Consider the following 19,261-nt stretch of genomic DNA (forward strand, 5'->3'; position numbering starts at 1 on the left):
GATGCGGCCTGCGACGTATGAGGGACTATGCGAGTGGCCGTGGCAGGCGCGGGTGTGGCCGGGAGTTATCTTGCATTCCGGCTTCTGGATGCGGGGTATGCGGTGGATCTCTATGATCTCCCGGCACAGACGGCATGCGGGACGGCGCCGTGCGCCTGGATGGCGACGCGGGACTTCTCCGCCGTGCTGGAGGCCGAGGGGTTCGAGCCTGAGAAATACGTGACCGCACGTTTCGATGTCTTCCTCCTCCAGGGGCAGCGGGTGGGGGCCGACCTGATGACCATCGACAAACCGGCCCTCGTCGCCGACCTGCGGGGCGGGGCGGAGGTGCGGACCGGTCCGCTTGACCCGGCAGGATACGACCGGGTCATCGATGCCACGGGGACGGCGCGGGCCTGCCTGCCGCCGATCGCCGCAGACGATCTCTGCCGGTGCGTGCAGTTCAGGGTGCGGGACGGGAGCGGGGAGGCTCTCCCCGCGGTGCGCTATGTCCGCGGGGGGTATGCCTGGTCGTTCCCGCTCGGCGGCGGCGAGCGGCATGTCGGGTGCCTCAGTCACCTCGCCGACCCGGTCGGGCTCGTCGGGAAGACGGGGTTCCTGGACGGCGAGCGGCTCTGCGGGTGCAGGGGCAGGTTGCGGGTCACCTCGCCGTACGGGGCGCTGCCGTTCGTCTCAGGAAACGTATGGGGGGTGGGCGAGGCGATCGGGTGCGTCTATCCCCTCGTCGGCGACGGGATCGTCCCCGCCCTGGTCTCGGCCCGTCTCCTCCTCGATCATTTCGACGATCCCGCGGGCTACACGCAGGCGGTCCTCGACGCCTTCCCCGCGATGCAGCAGGAGCGCACCGTCCTGGAACGGATGAAGGACGGCCGCCGCCCCTCGCCCGCGTGGCTCGCCGAGGTCGACACCTCCCGCCTCGGCATCAGGGTGGGCGTGGCCTCGGCCGCGGGTCTCCTTCTCAAGATGTTGGCGAGGTGAGGGGGAATTTTTTGGAGAATCCGGCTGTGTTGGGCCGGGCATGAAGCGAGAGCACATCTCAAGCATGCCGCATGAGAATCTCATGTCGCAGTCCTCCGGGTGTGGAAGGATCGATCCTCGATCTTTCTCCTTGTGACCGTGGAGCGAACGGAAATCGAGCATCGTGCCGCCCCCGCCTATCCTCTGTCCGTGGGGCGCTGCCCCCCGGCGCGAGATTGCGGTGAGGGGTCTGCAATGAGGGCGGCCCGTCGGATCATCGCGCCTTCCCACACCATACGCGCCGGGGTCGCCGCCTCCGGGTCTCAGGGATTGCGATGGGGTGGGGGTCGGCCCCGGATTCACATTTCGAAAGAAGAGTTCAAAAGATTTCTCAGAAAAGTTCTCTGACCTCGATCTCCTCGGCGCTGACGCCGTCCACCTTCAGCATGACGGCGTGGTAGAGGTTGACGTTGCGCATGCACTCCCGGAACTCACCGTCGTACCATTCGTTGAGGGATTCCCGGTACATCATCATCTTGGTCTTCATGGTGCTGTCTTCGCGTTTGGCCGAGGGGGATATAGATGTTCTGAATTCGATCTGTGGGATTATTGACGATCTTTCGTGATAATTCGCGCGGGACGGGGGGGGATGGGGGGGTGCAACTCCCGGCCCGCCGCCGCACGGGGGCGGTGGCGGTGAACGGGACGGCGGGTCCGGTGAGCGCGCGATTTTTCCTATTCCCGCGGTTCGGCCGACCGTTTGCCGCCCGGCGTCGGGCTTCACCTGCGTGAAGAGAGCGCCGGGCCATGACGCCGCGGAGGTTTTTCTTTCAGCAGACCCCCCGGTTTTTCAGCACTTTTCAGCACATATCAGCAGGTGCTGTCATTCAACGGGCGGCGGGATGCACCCTGATCAGGATTTTTTCCATCGTCCGCCGGATCACGGGATCGTTATCAACATTTCGGGTTTCGCGCACACGCCCCCACCCGGACACCGGGGAACCGGTGATGCCGTGCGGGTGGGCGATCTGCTGTACTTTACTCTGGAGAGAGAGATCTATCTCTCTCTCTGTATTCGTACCGTGAAATCCAACGCCTTTCCTGGCTCTTTGATCTGTTCAGCAACTGCTGAAGATCTGCTGAAAATCTGCTGAAATGCTGAACACGTCATCGACTCCAGGACCGGGATCATCGCACTGCACCCATGGAAGGATGCCCCTCCGGGGTTATAAGATCGAGCGACGCGGGGCGAATGTGAAGTCGTGCCCCGGAATAAAACCGAAACCTGGCTCTGTTGAATCGGACCCCCGCGATGGCGATGGGGCGGGGGACGGCGGGGGACGGCAGACCGGGGAGAGTACGATCATACATTCTCCCGACCGTTTGCCGTCCCGCTCCCAATCTTCATGCTGAGGGGTTCAGGGGCCGAAGGCCCCTTGAAGCCCGTAGAAGGCGCGAGACTTCGGTACAACATTCTGGATCACTCTCTCTCGCCGGGGGCTTTGCGCACCCGCCCCCCCGCGATGGCGATGGACGGGGGACGGCAGAGCGGCAGACCGGGGAGAGTACGATCCTACCATTCTCTCGGCCGTTTCCCGTCCCCCTCCCTATCTTCATGACGAGGGGTTCAGGGGCCGAAGGCCCCCTGAAGCCCGTCGAAGGCGCGAGACTTCGATACAACATTCTTGTTCACCCTCCCTCGCTGGGGGCTTTGCGCACCCGCCCCCCCGCCGATTGCGATAGGCGGGGGACGACGGAGCGGCAGACCTGGTGAGCGAGGTCATACTATTTTCTCCCGACCGTTTCCCGTCCCCCTCCCCATCTTCATGCTGAGGGGTTCAGGGGCCGAAGGCCCCTTGAAGCCCGTAGAAGGCGCGAGACTTCGGTACAACATTCTGGATCACTCTCTCTGCCGTTCCCCTCCCCATCTTCATGCTGAGGGGTTCAGGGGCCGAAGGCCCCCTGAAGCCCGTCGAAGGCGAGCGGCCGAACGTGCATGGGCACGGGAGGCGATCGCTCCTCCCTCTCATCGCCCCTTCAATCGTCCGGCCTCGATCCGAATCGAACAAAAAAATCGAACAAAAAAACCACACCTGAAAAAAAACCGAACAAAAAAAAACCACACCAGAAAAAAAACCGAACAAAAAACCGAACAAAAAAACCACGCCAGAAAAAAATCCGACACTCCCCCCGGAAAAATACCGGGTACGACAGGTTCTCCCGGATTGCTCCGCCGTCGTACCGCGGTTACAGCATGCGACAGGTTCTCCGGCGGCTGGTAACCGCCGGTCTCTTGATGCCAGGGATGGTAGACCGGAGCGGCCGGGCAGGCATGCCGGTGAACATACTGGATGAACGTGCCTGCCCGGCAGTTTCACGGGTCTATGAGGGAGCGGATCGCCGAAGTCCTGCCTGCATAGGAATGAATGCGGATTAGGGTTAAAAAATCTCCGAAACGCGTTTGATGATCGGATTCGTTGTTCAGATCAATATGGTGCGGTATTATCCTCTTTTGACTTTTTTTATCGCGTCATTGCCCAAAAAGTTCTCCAGAGGATATGGGAATGTTTAAATATTTTTAAAAGATCTGATCTTCTGCCCCAAACAGGGCAGTGATACTCGATGAACTCCGTAAAAAAATTGAATGAAGAGGCCGTGTCGCCGGTCATCGGCGTAATCCTGATGGTTGCGATCACGGTGATCCTCGCGGCGACGATCGCGATGTTCGCCTTCAACTCGACTGACAGTATTAAAGAGCAGAAAGTGGTGGCCCTCAAGGCATCGGCCCAGGACGACACCGTGGTGGTGAACCTGAACGGGGGTGCCAGCGTTGCTGAACTGAAGTCGTTGAAGTTTATGTGGGGCAGTAACGGTGCGACGATAACTGATGCTGCCGATTTCCAAGTGAATGGTGTCAATGCTGTCTGGGATACTGACGGCACTACAACCATTGATGGTCTTTATACTAAGAGTGGTGGCTTCACAACAGGTGATTGCTTCACGCTGAAAAAAGAGAGCGGAAACCTTAAGGTCATTGGCATCTTCGCCGATGGCACCGAGCAGGTGTTCATCGACAAGACCTACGCCTGAACTCCCTGACTCCGGAGGAGAAGAGAGCCCATGCCACCCGCTGACCCGTGTGCACGATCCGACGGGGGCGTCCGCAGCGTCGGAGGCCGGGAGAACACCCGCCGCATCGTTGCACGGCACCGGGAGGGAGGGCTCTCCCTGCTCGCGGGACTTTTTCCGCGCCCGTTCACCCTGACCGAGAAAATTCTTCTTTTCTGCCTGATCGGCCTCCTCGTCTGCGACGTGGCGACGACCACCTACGCGGTGGGGATGGGGATCGGGTACGAGGGCAACCCGGTGATGACGGGCGTGACCGGGTGCCCTCCGTTGCATCTGCTGCTCAAACTCGCATACGCCGGGGTCGTGGTCGGACTGGGGGGAGTGGCCGACCGGTATGTGCCGGGCGCAGGGGTGTACTGCATCGGTGCGGCGTGTGCCTTCTACGTCCTGCCGCTCGTCAACAACTTCTGGGTCATCGCAACTTGCTCGCCGGTCTGAACGCGGGGCCGGGGATTTTCATATTCTCAAAGGTATATCGGCAGATTTATATGTTGACGATGGATAATTTACTGTTGTCTGCCCCTCACAAATAGTTTCATCGGTTCAACCTTCACCCTGGGTGGGATCAACTCACCGCCGGGCCCTGGGGGGCAGCGATGTTCATTTCTCACCTCCTTTTTTCTTTTTAGATTTTGACGCGGCGAAGTGAGGGCGCCGTCCGGGCGGCATATATATCTGCTCCCCCCGCCCGGAGGACCGATGAAGGGGTGGCGCCGTTCCCCTCCGGGGGCGGGTCGGTGGCGGGCGAAATACGGCCATATCGGGTCCGGTTTTGCGATCAGAGCCTCTTATCCGGGGCTGGAATGCTGAGATCCGGGAAACGACGAGAAATGGAGCGGACCGTCGAACGCACGGCATATCATGAAAGAATGCGGCCCTTTGCCGGCCCGTATGATTGCGGGGCATACGATGGGTTCCCCCCGTCGCAGGACGTCGATTCTGGACCGGGGAGAAACGCAGGAAATCGGCGCGATTCCCGGCCGTTCACCGCTCCCTCATCGCCACCCGAGGTATGATGACGAGGTGACCCCCTCCCCCCCGGGGGCGGGTCGGCACCAGGTGAAATGCGGCCATAATGGGCCGGGTTTTGCGATCGAGGCCCCTGATCCGGGGACGGAATGGCGAGATCCCGGAAACGGCGAGAAATGAAGCGGCCCGTCGAACGCAGACCATATCATGAAGCAACCCGGCCCATTTCAGGGCCGCATGAGCGGGAGACATAGAAAAACCCCCCGCCCCGCGGGACACCGGTTCTCGTCCGGGGAAAACTGATGGAAATCAGCGCGATTTTTTCCGGGCGCCTCACCCCTCCCTCGTCACCTGCCAGACATGCCACATCCGCTGCACCGCCGTGAAGTTGGTGAGAACCGCGAGAACCCAGAGCGCCGGGACCAGGAACCCGGTGAGAAGACCGGCGATAAGGACGAGCACCCGTTCCAGCCTGGTGAAAAGCCCGACCCTGCACTCCGCGCCCAACCCCTCGGCCCGCGCACGAGTGTAACTCACCATCAGGGAACCCACCAGGGCCGCGAAGGTGAGCGCCTGGGCCGTCCGGTCGCCGGCAAAATAAAGAAAAAGCCCGCCGAAGAGGAACGCCTCGGCATATCGGTCCAGCACCGAATCGAAGAACGCCCCGAAACGACTCGCCTGCCCGTTTACCCTCGCCACCGCACCATCGAGAGCGTCGAAGAGACCACCGAAACCCAGCACCACCCCCGCGGCCACCAGACGCCCCGAGACGATGAGCACCGCGGCGACCGCGATGACGAGAAACCCCGCGACCGTCAGAACATTCGGAGTGACCCCGCTCCTCCCGACGACCGCAGCCACCCGCGAAAGAACCCCTTCAGTTCGTTCCCTCATCCACCCGTCTATCATACCGCCTCAGATCCATCTGATATCTGAACAGAACCGACATCAACCTTTCTTCGCAGATCCGTCCTGCTTATATATTCAGTGAATAATACAAGATCTGCACATACGCACAGGGGGGAATTTCGTGAAACGTGTAGGCATCAGGCTGGAGAGCCTCGCAGCCATCATCAGAGACCTGGAAAACGACGAAGAACTCAGGGCCATCTTCGGCGACCCCGTCACCGGCCACCTCGCCATCGTCGCCGAATACGCCGACGGCGCCGTCGACCTCAGGATCGAAGAGATCAGAGACATACCGCTCAACGACGACGAGACCACCAGATTCGTGGAGATCACCGACCGCATCGTGTACGCCAACATCCTCTGAGAACCGGTGAGACAATGCGCCGCGCATCTCTCGGCCTCCTCCTCATCCCGCTCGTCGCCCTCGCCGCCGGGGCCGTCCTCGGGGAAGAGATCGAACTCACCGGCACCGCCCCGGCAGGAGAAACCATCTACCTCTTCTTCACCGGCCCAAACCTCCCTGCCGGAGGAGTCGACCTGGTCGACGCCGCCGCCGTCGAGACCGGCGACCCCGACACCTTCACCACCGTCACCGTCGGCGACGACGGCGGATGGCGGTACCGCTGGAAGACCACCGGCCTCGGGATCGACCCCGGCACCTACACCATCTACGCCTCCGACCGACCGACCGCACGAGACGACCTCCGGACAGACGATGCCGTCTACTCCACCCTCGCCGTCACCCTCCGACGCCCCGCACTCATCGTGGAGACCGGAGAAGAAGAGACACCCGAGACCGAAGAACAAGAGAGCCCCGCCACCCGCGCGGCCACCTCGGCCACCATCGCCGCGGCCGCCCTCGCCCTCCTCGTCAGGCGGCCCACCTGATCAATCGTACTTCCCCTTCACCCCGGCCCACCCCGTATAGCCGCAGTAAATGCACCCCGTCCCATCGCACCGCTCGCAAAGCCGTGCAGGCTTCTTGACAAGCACCTTCCCCGTCTTCTCGCAGTACATACAGCCCGCACCCTCGCAATGGTTGCAGACAACCTCCTCGAATTCAATCTCCATACCCTTCATTTACCTCAGATGAGGCATTAACCCTTCGAAAAGAGGACATCCCGCAAGACTATATCAGATCGCCTCCCATCCTCTCGCATGCGCGAACTCGGACGCCAGACCGTCCACCTCCTCTTCGGCATCGGCATCGCCTCAATCCTCCTCATCCCCGTGCCCGGACTTGCGCCGAAAATCTACGCCGCCCTCCTCATCGCCGGACTCATCATCAGCGAAGCGCTCCTCCGCGGACAATACGTCCCCCCCTTCACCGAGATCGTCGGAGCCTTCGAACGCAAAGAGACCTTCCCCGGCAAAGGCGCGGCGTACTTCGTGGCCGGCGCCCTCTTCTCCTCCATCTTCTTCACCCCCGACACCGCCTTCGTCGCCGTCCTCTCCCTCGCCGTCCTCGACTCCGCCGCCACCGTCGTCGGGATCACCTGCGGCCGCCACACCCTCATCAACGGCCGAACCCTCGAAGGCTCGGCCGGAGGCTTCCTGACACTCGCCGCCGTCCTCCTCTTCATCCTCCCGCCGCTCCCCGCCCTCGTCGCCGCGGCCGCCGCCATGCTCGCCGAACTCCTCTCGCCGGTCGACGACAACCTCGTCATCCCCCCCGTCGTCGGGACCGTCCTCACTCTCCTGCCCTGATCCTGAACTCCCTCTCGGGCACCCCGATCTCGAACCGCGCCCCCTCCGCCTCGCGCCCGGTCTCGACGATCGTCATACCCGTGATATCCAGGATCTCCCTCACCAGAAAGAGCCCGTACCCCGTATTTTTCCCGAAACCCGCCTCGAAAATATGAGGCTTGTGCTCGACCGGCACCCCTATCCCGTCGTCCTCGATGATCAGCACCCCCCCCTCGCCGTTCTCCCTGAACGAGACCCTGACCTCCGAAACCCTGTTCCCGTGCCGCACCGAGTTTTCGAGCAGATTAAAGATCGCCTTCTGGAACATCGGATCGGCATAGACCTCCAGCGGCCCGACGGCGACCGTGAGCGCGACCCCATTCAGGGCCAGGTCGTCCGCCGCCCCCCGCACCACCGTTTCCAGATCCTGCCACTCCGGAGCCTTCACCCCCATATGCTCGTAATCCCTCGTAAACGAGATCTGCCGTTTGATCTTCTCGGTCTGTTCCATACACGACTCGACGCGGCCGACGAGCGCCCGGTCGGCCAGGGCCGACTTTCTGATGAGATACAGATACCCCTGGAGCGCCACGATCTGGTTGACGATATCGTGCCTGGTGATCCCGTTGAGGATATTCAGTTTCTTATTCGCCTTCTTCAGTTCCTCCTCATACCTGCGGACCTCGGTGATGTCCTGGTGAACCCCGGTTATCCTGAGCGGCATACCCCCGTCGCTCCTCTGCACCACCTTCCCCTGACTCCGGATCCATGCCCAGTGCTCGTCTTTTCGTCTCATCCTGAACTCTACATGATAATACGGACTATCCCCTTCGAGATGCGTCTGCATGGCCTCATGTACCCGCGGATAATCCTCAGGGTGGATGAGACGCGACCACAGGAGGTCGCTCCTCTCCAGTTCGTCAGGATCATATCCGAGCATCTCCTCATAGATCCGGTTGAAGAGCAGTTCGCCGGTGGAAGGGTTCCAGTCCCACATACCCAGGTCGGCCCCCTTGATGACCAGGTTCATCATCTCCTCCTTCTCCTTCAGCGCCCGCACCGCCTCGTTGCGCTGGCTGACATCCCGGGATATCGCGGAGAACCCCATAATGGATCCGTCTTCATCTCTGATCGGTGAGACCGTAATGGAGGCCTCGATCTCCGTCCCGTCCTTTCTCACCCGCACACTCTCATAATGACCGGTCGTCTCCCCTTTCTCGATCCGTCCGACAATCTCCTTGAACTCGCCCTTCCTCTTCCCATGAGCGAAAATTGATACATGGCGACCGATTGCTTCTTCCGGAGTATAGCCAAAGATCGTCGTTGCCGCAGAGTTCCAGCTCGTGACGACACCCTCCAGATCGGTCCCGAAGATCGCGTCCTCCGACGACTCGACGATGGCCGCGAGCCTGAAACGATCGGCCTCGGCCTCTTTTTCCGCGGTCACGTCGCGGAAGACGAGCACCACCCCGATGATCCCGCCGTCCCGGTCCCGGATCGGTGCGGCACTATCCGCGATCAACCGTTCGCTCCCGTCCCTCGCGATGAGTGCGGTGTGGTTTGCCAGACCCACCACCCGCCCGGTCTCGATCACCCGTCTGACCGGGTTCTCCGTCGGTCGGCGACTCCTCTCATTGATGATGATAAAGACCTCGTCCAGGGGCCGCCCGAAGGCCTCCTCTTCCAACCACCCGGTCAGTTCCTCGGCCACCGTGTTGAGCATCACCACCCGCCCCTCCGCATCGGTCACGACCACCCCGTCGCCGATCGAACGGAGCGTGACATTCAGACGCTCCTCGCTCTCCCTGAGCGCCAAATCGGCCTGCTTCTGTCTGGTGACATCGCGCATGATGCTCTGGATGCCGTAGATCTCCCCGTCTTTGTCATAAACCGGGCCGCCGTTCATCTCGATATCGATACAACCCCCGTCCTTTTGCATCACCTGGACCAGAAGCCCCTCGAAACACTCTCCTTTGACCGTCCTCCTGAAATGTTCCTGGATCCTCTCGATATCCGGGCCCCTCACAAATTCGGTATATGACCGTCCGAGCATCTCCTCAGGACGGTGACCGGAGAGCCTTTCCATCGACGGGGATGCGAAGATGATCGTCCCGTCCGTTCCGCCCACCGTGACGCCGTCGTAGATCCCCTCGGCGATGATCTGGTACCTGAACTCCGCCTCCCTGAGAGCCTCCTGTGCCTTTTTTCTCTCGGAGATATCGACCGCAATCCCCTGGAGAGCGAAGAACTGATCGTCTCCGTCCCAGAGCGGCGTGAAGGTGAGAAGGGCCGGGAACGCCGCCCCCATCTCTCCCCTCCTCAGTACCCTCACCTCACGGTTGATCACCGGTTTGCCGGTCCTGACCATCTCGACCCCCCAATCCCATGCCGCCTTCCGGTCGTCAGGGTGGAGGTAGAGGTTCCAGTTCTGACCGACCACCTCCGCGTCGGTCACCCCCAGCGCATCGAGGCCGCACCTGTTGAGATAGATGATCTTTCCCTCCCGGTCTGCCTTGAAGAGAATATTCGGGAGATTCTCCACCAGGTCGCGGTAATTTTTCTCAGACTCCCTGAACGCCCGCTCGGTCCTCCTCCTGTTCACCGCCTGCCTGACCTTGTGAGTCAGTTCGGTGAACTGGGCCACCGCGTCCCCGCCCTTCTGGAGATAAAAATCCGCGCCGCTGTTCAGCGCCTCGATCACCACCTCCTCCCGCCCCTTTCCGGTAAAGAGAATGAACGGCATCCCAGGACAGAACTCTCTGACCGCCTTGAGAAAGGCGATCCCGTTGGTCTGCGGCATCTCGTAGTCGGAGACGACGACATCGTACCTGAAGGACCTGAGAAGGTCCATCGCCTCCCCGGCCGACCCGGCCACATCGACACATATCTCTCCCTGATCCTCAAGGAATACCCTGCCCACCTGTAAAATTGCGGGCTCGTCGTCCACCAGCAGCAGTTGAATCATATCTCATCACCATCTCCCCCTGATTCAGATCGACCATTCAACCTGCGATATATATTATTTATTCTATATGATGGTCGGGAGATGATCTCCTGACAAAGAAAAGGATAGAAGAGATTATCTGTCCCTTCAAGACTCCGGGAAAAGAGTCATCATTCTTCAGGGTACATACCTCCTCTCGAACTATGCCGCTCCATGCCGGGATCCGCAACTTTGTGACAGGAGTCTTCTCCACCCATACCTCAGGTCGGCGCTTCCTGGAGATCGATCTCCTGCGCGGCGCGGCGATCCTGATGATGGTCCTCTACCACCTCCTCTTCGACCTCTCCTACTTCGGGATCGCAGACGTGGAGGTGCACACCGGGTTCTGGAAACTCTTCGCCATGGTGACCGCCTCGCTCTTCATCGCCCTCGCCGGACTCTCGCTTCCGATCAGTTATGCCCGCAGAAAAGACCGGCTCACCGGGCGTGCGCTCTGGGCCGACTACGCACGCCGCGGCGGGAAAATTTTCCTGTACGGCCTCCTCGTCACCCTCGCCACCTGGCTCTACCTCGGCGACGGCTTCGTGGTCTTCGGGATCCTCCACCTCATCGGCTTCGCCATCATCGTCGCCCCCTTCTTCCTCAGGCTCGGCCTCTGGAACCTCCCCGTCGGCGCGGCGTTCATCCTCGCCGCCGTCCCGCTCAGCGGAGTCAACGGCCCGTACTGGCTCCTCTGGCTTGGCATCCACCCGACCGCCTTCTACAGCGTCGACTATGTCCCGGTCATCCCCTGGCTCGGCGTGGCCCTCATCGGGATGGCGATCGGGTTCTGGCTCTACCCTGAAGGAGAGAGGCGTTTCAGGATCCCGGAGATGAACGGCCGGTGGGCCGCCGAACTCCTCGCTCTTTGTGGCAGGCACTCGCTCTTCATCTATCTCGTCCACCAACCCGTGATACTGGGGCTGCTGATGGGCCTCGGGCTTGTGGCGTGACGGCGGCGGTCTGATCGACGTGCCTTCCACGCTCGCGCCGGAGGCGCTGCCCCCGGAACCTCGGGGATGAAGATAGGGATGGGAAGGCAAAATCAACAAACATGATGAGGGACTTACCGTCCCCCCGCAGAGATAGCCATCCAGAGGGTTTACCGTGAAAAACTTTTGATGAGGTATGTCTGAGGCGTGCTTTCGCTTCATGAGCGATTCAACAGAGCCGAAAAAATGTACTCCCGTCCGGGTGAATGAGCAAACCAGGAATACTTCCGGGACGCACTCTTGGAAAAAAAGGGGGAGGGCTCTCCCCGCTCAGACGGACCCGAAGCAGGGGCCGCGTTGAGATCCGCACCTTTCAAAGCCCGCCGCAATCCCGCTCTCGTCGAGGGCGGTCTGCAGTGCGGTCCTGAACTCCTGCATCGTCTCGAATGCCGTCTCGCAGTCTCCGTTCTCGCGGGCCTGCTGTGCGACATCGATGAGGGCCTTCAGTTCGGAGGTGTCGTACCCGCTCTCATCGAGGGCGGCGAGGGCCGGGGCCGCGGGGTATGCGCCGTGGTTGCCTGCACCGAACCCGTGCCCGCCGATCCTGTTCTCCTCGCATGCAACACCCGGCGCACCGCCCCGGGCATAGTGGCCGGAACCTCCGCCGAAGAATGCGCTCGCCGGCATGGCGAGGAACGCACAGACACAGCAGAGGCATATGATGCCGATGATACCGATCTTTCTCATCTTCTTCCTCCAGATATCGGTGCCGGAGAGGCACCCTGATCAACACTTGACAGGTGCGGATAAATATTCCCGAAATACCCGGAGTGCAACCGTTGAACCGATCGGTTCAACGATATGATTTGTAGAATTTTGTATGAACCCCATGCTCAAGCATACGGGATGAACATTTTTCGTCGCTTGCTCGCTTTTTTTCAAGACAGGAGAATCGGTGGAGACCTTGTTCCATCGCCGCCCCCACCTATCTTCGTCCGTGGGGGGGTCCGGGGGGCGCGGCCCCCCGGTGCGAGACGGCGGGGAAGATTCTGCGATTGAGGGCGGCGCCTCTGATCATCACGCCTTCCCATTCGGACATGAAGAGTGCTTTCACTTCATGATCGATCCACGGCGTCCAGCGGTTCACCCTTCTCACCGACCCCGTCCAGGGCGTCGAGGAGGTCGGCGACCGAGTGATACCGCCGCTCAGGATCTTTTGCCAGACACCGCCCGACGACCCTGTCCCATCCGGCAAGGGCCGGGTCCAGCGTTGAGGGGAGGGGAGGGTCGGCGGTGAGGATCGCCATGCTCACCTCGCCGATCCCCTCGCCGGGGAACGGGCGCCCGCCGGTGAGGAGTTCGTACAGCACCACCCCGAACTGGAAGATGTCGGTCTCCCTGCCGGGAGGCCCGAACTGCGAGGGCGAGACCTGTTCGGGGGCTGCGTAGTCCAGGGAGAAGGCGGTCACACTCGTCGTCCCGGTATCCGCGACCTCCTTGCCCAGCCCCCAGTCGGTGATCTTCGGAACCCATCCTGGTGCGACGAGGAGGTTTGCCGGTTTGATATCGCGGTGGATCACCCCCCTCTCGTGGGCGTAGCCGAGACCTGCGGCGACTCCCCTCGCGATCTTCAGGGCCACCGCCTCGCTCACCGGCTTCTCGATCTCCTGGAGCGACCGCTCCACATATTCCATCTCGACGAAGGGGACGGGCAGGATGTTGAGGGCGTACAGCCTCACGATGTTCGGGTGGTCGAGCCCCTCCCAGATCCGCATCTCCTTGAGAAAGTAGCGCCCGGTCAGTTCGTCGGTCCCGAGGGGGATCTTGACCGCGACCGTCTCGCCGTCGGCACGGCGAACCGCCCGGAACACTCTGGCGTTCCCGCCTCTGCCGATATATGTCACATCGGCGTACCGCGCTGAGAGCCCCGCGGGAAAACCCGACGACTGTGCAGCGGGGGTCGCCGCCTCGTCGTCCCCGACGACCGTCAGAGGGCCATCATCACCGCCGATGACGGTCGTCGCCCCCCGCTTCGCGACCGTGAGACTCCGCATCTGAAGAACCGGAAGGAGTGCGGACGCAAGAAGCACCGGGACCGCGAGGAGATCGCCGCCCGGCCCGCGGAAGAGCGGCACGAAACCCACCAGACCGACCAGGAGAAGAGCCAGCGCCGGGAACGGGTGGGCCCTGAGAAGGTAGATCGCCGGGAGACGCCTGAACGATGCATACGCCAGGGCGAAGGAGGAGAATGCAAGGTAGACGAGGCAGATGCCTATGACGGCGAAGGCCGGATCGGGCTCCCGTCCCCCGCCCCCGACCGGCCCCATCGTCACCGCGCTGAATGTCGAGAGGGCGCCGACGGCAAAGATGGCGGAAAAAGATCCGAGGATACCGTACGCCGCCGCGAGGAGCCCGGCGGCCCGCGAAGTGAGGGCGTACCGGTAGCCCCGCGACGCATCCCTGCCAAGGGTGAAAAGCACGGCGACGACCAGGATGGAGAGGCCGACGCTGAAGAAAGCGGTGAGGTAGGCCATCACCGTCGTTGCCACGGCCGCCTGATGCGTCCCGTCCCTCACCGGCAGAAAACCGGCCTCGTCCCCGGTGACATTGCCTCCCCTCCATGGATGCTGCATCTCCTGGACATCCATATGCGGCCCTTCGGCGGGGACCATGACCGCCGCCGCTCCCATGACCGGGGCGAGCGCTCCGACGAGGAAAAAAAGGAGAAGACACTGGATGAAGGGCTCGGGGGATCGCATGCATGTCACCGTCGGGGTACCCCGGAGAGCGGGGATATTTTGACCTGAAAAACTATGGGGGGGACAGGGGTATGAAATCGACGGAATGCGACCCCGCCGCCTCAGGCGCCGGGCAGGGTGACGACAAGACGGGCACCCTTCATGCCCTTTCCCAGGGCGATGAGGTCGCCGTCATGGAGGGCGACCTTCTGTTTCCCTTCAAGGAGGACGCTGTTGAGCACCGTCCCGCCGGTACTCCCGCAGTCCTCAAGATACCAGGCCCCCTCCTCCAGCGTCAGCAGGGCATGCGGGTGGGTGACCCTGGTCACCGCGGCGTAATGCTCGGCAAGAACGATATCGGCCATCCGATCGTATCCCCCCGTCCCGCCCGGATCCTCCCGGCCGACGGCGACCCGCTCCCCATGAAGGGGGAAGACCTTCCCGTCGTCAGGACCGCCGAGGAGCATCAGCACCGGCACGGCCGTCGCCAGTTCTTCCGAGACCTGCTCCTGCACCGCGGCAAGACGTTCGGAAAGCACGGCATCGGAAGGCATGAGCCCGACATTGCCGAAGAGACTGAGACTCCTGACAATCCCCTCCATCCCCCCCGGAACCACCGAATACTTCCAGACCGGGTGCACCCCCTTCGCCGTCGGCCTGCTCATCCCGGCCTCCTTCCTGATCACCCCGATCCTGAGCAGTTTGTCGATGTGCTTCTTGGTGTTCTCATAACTCGTCTCGATCTCGCGCGAGATCTCCCTGATATCCTTGGGCCGCCGCTCGATCACCTTCAGGATCTTCAGGCGCGTCCCGCTCCCGAGCACGTCGAGATATTCGGAGAGTTCGGCGAGGAAGTCCTCGTCGCGCTCGACCAGAAGTGTGTGAGTCCCTGCTTCTTCCTCCATCATCCACCTCATCCTCTGATGCGCCCCGACGGTATGAAACCTTCACCTCATGAGAGGGGGGCCCGGCGGATGCATCAACCGGAACAGAAAACATCGGGCCTTGTAGAATACTCATGAGCTGAGAGCACGCCTCAGGCATACTGCATGAAAATTGTTCTGAGCGATCTCTGAGGTGTTGAGGGCACCACTCAATCGCCGCCCCTCGGCCCTCTTCATCCGTGGGGGGTCCGGGGGGCACGGCCCCCCGGTGCGAGACGGCAGGTTTGAATTCTTCTCGTGGGGCGGCACGTCTGATCGACCTGCCTTCCCGGGCCCTGTCCTGATGCTGGGGGATCGGGGGCGGCCATCCCCCCGCAGAGATAGCCGTCCGGAGCAGTTCTACAAAGACAAAAATTGAAAAATTGTGCGGGTTCGATTGGCCGAACCCCTCGATTCGATCACACCAGCGGCTCGGGCCCCCGCGTCCCCGCGACCGGGAGATGCCCGCCGGTGACCACCACCTGCCGGTCGGTCTCCCTGATCTTTGCCAGGATGATCTCCTTGCCCCGTTGCGTCAGGGCAAAGACCGGCACCGCGGTCCCGGCCTGGAGGAGGGCCCGCCGCCCGGCCGCCTCGCGGAGGTGCCGCGAGGCGCAGACCGCCACGATGTCCGCCACCGCCGCGATCTCTTCGGCTTCCCCGGCCGAGAGCCCGGTCAGGTGCACCCCCACGATGATGGCGTCGGGGTACCGCATCCTCACCTCGGTGGCGACCGCAGGCGAGGCGACCGTCACCGCCACCGCCCGGTACCCGGCCTGCATCGCCGCCTCGACCCCGGCGATCGGATCGATCCGCGCCGTCACCGGGTCGAGCACCGCCCCCCCGTTCTCCTCGATCCGCCGGATCACCGCGGGGATGGGCGAGGTCTTCACGAGCCCCGACATCCGCCCGCCGATCCCCTGGACCAGCCGCGGGTTTATGGCGACGACCGTCCCTGCCCCGTCGCAGGCGACGACTGCGGCGTCGAGGTCACCCCGCCGCACCGCCGCGCTCAGCAGTTCCGAAGCCCCGAAGAGAACGAAGTCCGGGTCGGCAAGCACCTCGCGCTCTGGCGTGCACATCCCGAAGGTGCGGATCCGCTCCTCGATGTTCCTCTTGATCTCCTCTCCCGTCATCTCCCTGACCGGATGGGAGAACCGTTCGGCGAGCGGGCACGACCTGATCACCGGTTCGCCCACCTCGACGACTTTGCCGTCCCTGATAACAACCCGCGCCTTCCCGGCGGCCTCGATGATATGTTCGTCCATCACTTTTCCTCCTCGCAGAAGAGCGGGACATCGGCGAAGGCCGCCGCATCAAAGACCCCGCGGTCGGTCACCCGGAGATGCGGGATCACGGTCAGCGCAAGGAACGAGAGGTACATGAACGGGTCATCGACCGCACCCATCGCCGCGGTCTCCCCCTTGAGGGCCTCAAGCCTCCGGCAGACCTCGGGGTAGGGCTCGGTCGCCATCAACCCCCCGCACGGCAGGGGAAGGACGGTCACCCGCTCGCCCCTCACCGCGACCATCGCGCCCTTGCGATCGGTCACCTCGCGCACCGCCCGGCAGATCTCCTCGTCAGAGACCCCGACGGCGACGATATTGTGGGTGTCGTGGGAGACACTTGCGGCGATCGCACCCTCCTTCATCCCGAAACCCCGGACCAGACCGACCCCGCACCCCCCGTGCCGGTAGCGGTCGCAGACCACGACCTTGAGAATATCGTGTTCGAGATCGGGGACGGTCTCCACCCTGCACCGCAGGTCGTCGGTGACGATCTGCCCCCTGTTGAGGCCGATGACCCTCGCCATGCCCCGGCCCCCGACCGCAAGATCTGCGGGATCGGGCGGGCGGCACCTGAAGACCGGCGGCGGGCATGCCGGGGCCTGGTAACCGGGGTCTTCGTAGCGTACGCCCTGCACATAGGTCGCCGCCACCTCGAACTCAGGCGAACTTTTGAGCACGCAGAAGTCCGCCCGCCGTCCGGGTGCGACGGCGCCGCGGTCCTCCAACCCAAACCTTTGGGCTGAGGAGAGGGTCGCCGCCCTGAGCGCGACTTCCAGGGGCACTCCCTCCTTCACCAGTTTCCTGATGCAGTCGTCGATATGCCCCTCCGAGACGAGCATGTCGGCGTGCCGGTCGTCGGTCGCCAGGCAGCAGCGCGACGAAGTGCAGGGCGTGAGCAGGGGGGCGAGGGCCCTGATATTTCGCTCGGTCGAGCCCTCCCTCATCATGATGTACATCCCGAGACGGAGTTTCTCCTCGGCCTCCTCAAGCGTTGTGGACTCGTGGTCGCTCTGTATCCCGGCGAAGATATAGGCGTTGAGATCTTTTCCCGAGAGCATGGGGGCGTGCCCCTCCCTGACCCGGAAGAGCCCGAGTTTTTTCCAGACCTCGGGGTCGCCGTTCAGGACGCCGGGGACGTTCATCATCTCGCCCAGGCCCGCGACCCCCTCTCTCCCGACAAACTCCGCGAGGTCGTCCGCCGTGAGCACGGCCCCGCCCTCGTCCAGGGGGGTGGCCGGGACACAGGACGGGAGCGTGACCAGCACCGAGAGGGCCGAGCGCGACCCCTCGGAGAGGACGAACTCGATCCCCTCCTTCCCCGAGACATTGGCGATCTCGTGCGGGTCGGCGACGACCGTCGTCGTCCCTCGCGGGAGCACCGCCCGCGCGTACTCCCGCGGCGTGAGCAGAGAACTCTCGATGTGGACATGGGCGTCGATGAGACCGGGGACGACCCTCGCGCCCCCAAGGTCGACGGTCTCCCGCGCCTCGTAACCCTCGCCCATCCCGACGACCCTCCCGTCCTTCACCGCAAAGGAAGTCTCCTCCCAGGTGCAGGTGAAGGGGTTGTACAGGGAGAGGCCGGTGAAGAGACGGTCGGCGGGCACGCTCCCGCGTGCAGCATTCATGCATTCGTCCATGGTCACACCCGGATGTCCCTGATCACCGCGACCGTCCGTTCGTCTCCTTTCAGGAGATAGAGATAGAGTTTATAGGTGCCGGGCTCGAGGGCCACCGGGAAGGAGAATCTATTGGTGCCTTCCTGAAATTTCTCGGCTTTGACAAAGGTCTCGACCTCTCTCTGTCCAAAACTGCCGGTCTCGAAAACCGTCACCTGGAGCGTGGCCTCCATGGGCTCTGACGGGTTGTCCACCTCGACCTGGAGGGCGCCGTCCGCATAGGTCACCTCTCCGAATCCGATGCCGGTACATCCTGCGGTCAGAGCAAGGATGCAGAGGCAGGAGAGCCCGATAAAAGGTGCGGTCCGGGGAATTGCTGCCATTACCAGATGTGACCGCTGAGAGAAGATATAGTATTTGCTTCCGCTCCCTGGAGAGTCAGAGGAAGGAGGGGTGCGGATGGGGAGAAACCCGGCCTTTGAGCCGGGACGGTTCACTCTCTCTCAACACCTGACAATGCCCTTGACAAAGGAGGCAAGCGCTTCATGCACATTCTCGCCGGTCCGGGCGGAGATGAGATGGACTGAAGCGTCGCCGATTGCATCGGCATAGAGAGAAGGCCTGGACCCCGGGAGATCGCACTTGTTGAGCATAAAGACAACCGGCAACCCGGTCCCCTTCAGCCACGCATACAGTTCCCGCATCATATCGTCGGGTGCGGTCGTCGAGTCGACCACAATGATCGCCCCGTCCATTCCTCTGGAGAGAATCTTCCTCGCAAACTCAAACCTGTCCTGTCCCGGCGTCCCGAAGAGATAGACCTGCTGCTCCCCCACCTGTACCCGTCCGAAGTCGAGGGCAACGGTCGTCGACTCGCCATCGCAGTCTGCCTCGACATGCCGGGATGAGGGATCGAGCGCAGTAATTAGAGAAGACTTCCCTGCATTGAAGGATCCGAATACGCAGAGTTTGAGTTTCTCACGTGCCATCACCATTGCATATGATGTAGGTCTATATTTCTGTTTCGGTATTAGGTTCTCTTCAATATGGTAAGTTTATGAAAAAATTGGCGTTATTTGCCTCAAAAAATCTTCGACATCCCCTTCCGGGATGGCAATACAGGATAC

General features: G+C 62.3%; 19 protein-coding genes. 8 read left to right on the top strand and 11 right to left on the bottom strand.

The window, feature by feature from the left end:
- Positions 1-33: 33 nt before the first annotated feature.
- Positions 34-978 (top strand): NAD(P)/FAD-dependent oxidoreductase, encoded by a 945-nt coding sequence (locus RJ40_RS00330; RefSeq protein ID WP_265581349.1) that lies wholly within the window; start codon positions 34-36, stop codon positions 976-978.
- Positions 979-1,348: 370 nt separating this feature from the next.
- Here RJ40_RS00330 and RJ40_RS00335 read toward each other — a convergent pair whose 3' ends face one another.
- Complete coding sequence (locus tag RJ40_RS00335; protein ID WP_265581350.1) at positions 1,349-1,504, bottom strand: hypothetical protein; 156 nt, start codon at positions 1,502-1,504, stop codon at positions 1,349-1,351.
- A gap of 355 nt (positions 1,505-1,859) precedes the next feature.
- On the opposite strand from RJ40_RS00335, the gene RJ40_RS00340 reads away from it, so the two are divergent.
- The 3 genes from RJ40_RS00340 to RJ40_RS00350 all read left to right on the top strand — a co-directional run bounded on the left by RJ40_RS00340 (position 1,860) and on the right by RJ40_RS00350 (position 4,524).
- Entirely contained in the window at positions 1,860-2,111 is a 252-nt protein-coding gene (locus tag RJ40_RS00340; protein ID WP_265581351.1) for a hypothetical protein, read from the top strand.
- A gap of 1,468 nt (positions 2,112-3,579) precedes the next feature.
- Entirely contained in the window at positions 3,580-4,047 is a 468-nt protein-coding gene (locus RJ40_RS00345) for a type IV pilin N-terminal domain-containing protein (protein WP_265581352.1), read from the top strand.
- Positions 4,048-4,077: 30 nt separating this feature from the next.
- Entirely contained in the window at positions 4,078-4,524 is a 447-nt protein-coding gene (locus RJ40_RS00350; RefSeq protein ID WP_265581353.1) for a DUF5658 family protein, read from the top strand.
- An 864-nt stretch (positions 4,525-5,388) separates the two neighbouring features.
- On the opposite strand, the gene RJ40_RS00355 is transcribed toward RJ40_RS00350, so the two are convergent.
- Positions 5,389-5,949: a CDP-alcohol phosphatidyltransferase family protein gene (locus RJ40_RS00355; protein WP_265581354.1), complete on the bottom strand. Its 561-nt coding sequence runs from the start codon at positions 5,947-5,949 to the stop codon at positions 5,389-5,391.
- A 136-nt stretch (positions 5,950-6,085) separates the two neighbouring features.
- On the opposite strand from RJ40_RS00355, the gene RJ40_RS00360 reads away from it, so the two are divergent.
- Positions 6,086-6,328: a hypothetical protein gene (locus RJ40_RS00360; protein ID WP_265581355.1), complete on the top strand. Its 243-nt coding sequence runs from the start codon at positions 6,086-6,088 to the stop codon at positions 6,326-6,328.
- A gap of 14 nt (positions 6,329-6,342) precedes the next feature.
- The gene (locus RJ40_RS00365) at positions 6,343-6,852 is read left to right on the top strand and encodes a hypothetical protein (protein ID WP_265581356.1); all 510 of its coding nucleotides are present in this window, start codon (positions 6,343-6,345) and stop codon (positions 6,850-6,852) included.
- On the opposite strand, the gene RJ40_RS00370 is transcribed toward RJ40_RS00365, so the two are convergent.
- Positions 6,853-7,035 (bottom strand): hypothetical protein, encoded by a 183-nt coding sequence (locus tag RJ40_RS00370; RefSeq protein ID WP_265581357.1) that lies wholly within the window; start codon positions 7,033-7,035, stop codon positions 6,853-6,855. It abuts the gene before it with no gap.
- 87 nt (positions 7,036-7,122) lie between these two features.
- Here RJ40_RS00370 and RJ40_RS00375 point away from each other — a divergent pair, with 87 nt between their 5' ends.
- The gene (locus RJ40_RS00375) at positions 7,123-7,671 is read left to right on the top strand and encodes a diacylglycerol/polyprenol kinase family protein (RefSeq protein ID WP_265581358.1); all 549 of its coding nucleotides are present in this window, start codon (positions 7,123-7,125) and stop codon (positions 7,669-7,671) included.
- On the opposite strand, the gene RJ40_RS00380 is transcribed toward RJ40_RS00375, so the two are convergent.
- Entirely contained in the window at positions 7,655-10,615 is a 2,961-nt protein-coding gene (locus RJ40_RS00380) for a hybrid sensor histidine kinase/response regulator (RefSeq protein ID WP_265581360.1), read from the bottom strand. The two genes, RJ40_RS00375 and RJ40_RS00380, sit on opposite strands and share 17 nt — an antisense overlap.
- A gap of 182 nt (positions 10,616-10,797) precedes the next feature.
- Between RJ40_RS00380 and RJ40_RS00385 the strand changes: the two genes are divergently transcribed.
- Positions 10,798-11,586: a heparan-alpha-glucosaminide N-acetyltransferase gene (locus tag RJ40_RS00385; RefSeq protein ID WP_265581361.1), complete on the top strand. Its 789-nt coding sequence runs from the start codon at positions 10,798-10,800 to the stop codon at positions 11,584-11,586.
- A 309-nt stretch (positions 11,587-11,895) separates the two neighbouring features.
- On the opposite strand, the gene RJ40_RS00390 is transcribed toward RJ40_RS00385, so the two are convergent.
- The 7 genes from RJ40_RS00390 to RJ40_RS00420 form a co-directional block, all read right to left on the bottom strand.
- Entirely contained in the window at positions 11,896-12,312 is a 417-nt protein-coding gene (locus RJ40_RS00390; protein ID WP_265581362.1) for a hypothetical protein, read from the bottom strand.
- A 368-nt stretch (positions 12,313-12,680) separates the two neighbouring features.
- A complete protein-coding gene (locus tag RJ40_RS00395; protein WP_265581363.1) occupies positions 12,681-14,324 on the bottom strand; it encodes a serine/threonine-protein kinase in 1,644 nt (547 codons plus the stop codon).
- 101 nt (positions 14,325-14,425) lie between these two features.
- A complete protein-coding gene (locus RJ40_RS00400; RefSeq protein ID WP_265581364.1) occupies positions 14,426-15,211 on the bottom strand; it encodes an FHA domain-containing protein in 786 nt (261 codons plus the stop codon).
- 434 nt (positions 15,212-15,645) lie between these two features.
- Positions 15,646-16,494 carry a methanogenesis marker 8 protein gene (locus RJ40_RS00405; protein ID WP_265581365.1) on the bottom strand — a complete coding sequence of 283 codons (849 nt, stop codon included), beginning with the start codon at positions 16,492-16,494 and terminating at the stop codon, positions 15,646-15,648.
- A complete protein-coding gene (gene ade / locus RJ40_RS00410; RefSeq protein ID WP_265581366.1) occupies positions 16,494-18,155 on the bottom strand; it encodes an adenine deaminase in 1,662 nt (553 codons plus the stop codon). Before ade ends, RJ40_RS00405 begins: the two co-directional genes overlap by 1 nt.
- 2 nt (positions 18,156-18,157) lie before the next feature.
- A complete protein-coding gene (locus tag RJ40_RS00415; RefSeq protein WP_265581367.1) occupies positions 18,158-18,517 on the bottom strand; it encodes a hypothetical protein in 360 nt (119 codons plus the stop codon).
- Between the two features lie 120 nt (positions 18,518-18,637).
- A complete protein-coding gene (locus RJ40_RS00420; protein ID WP_265581368.1) occupies positions 18,638-19,123 on the bottom strand; it encodes a GTP-binding protein in 486 nt (161 codons plus the stop codon).
- Between the last annotated feature and the right edge of the window lie 138 nt (positions 19,124-19,261).

This window comes from Methanofollis aquaemaris, assembly GCF_017357525.1.
Taxonomy (GTDB): Archaea; Halobacteriota; Methanomicrobia; order Methanomicrobiales; family Methanofollaceae; genus Methanofollis; species Methanofollis aquaemaris.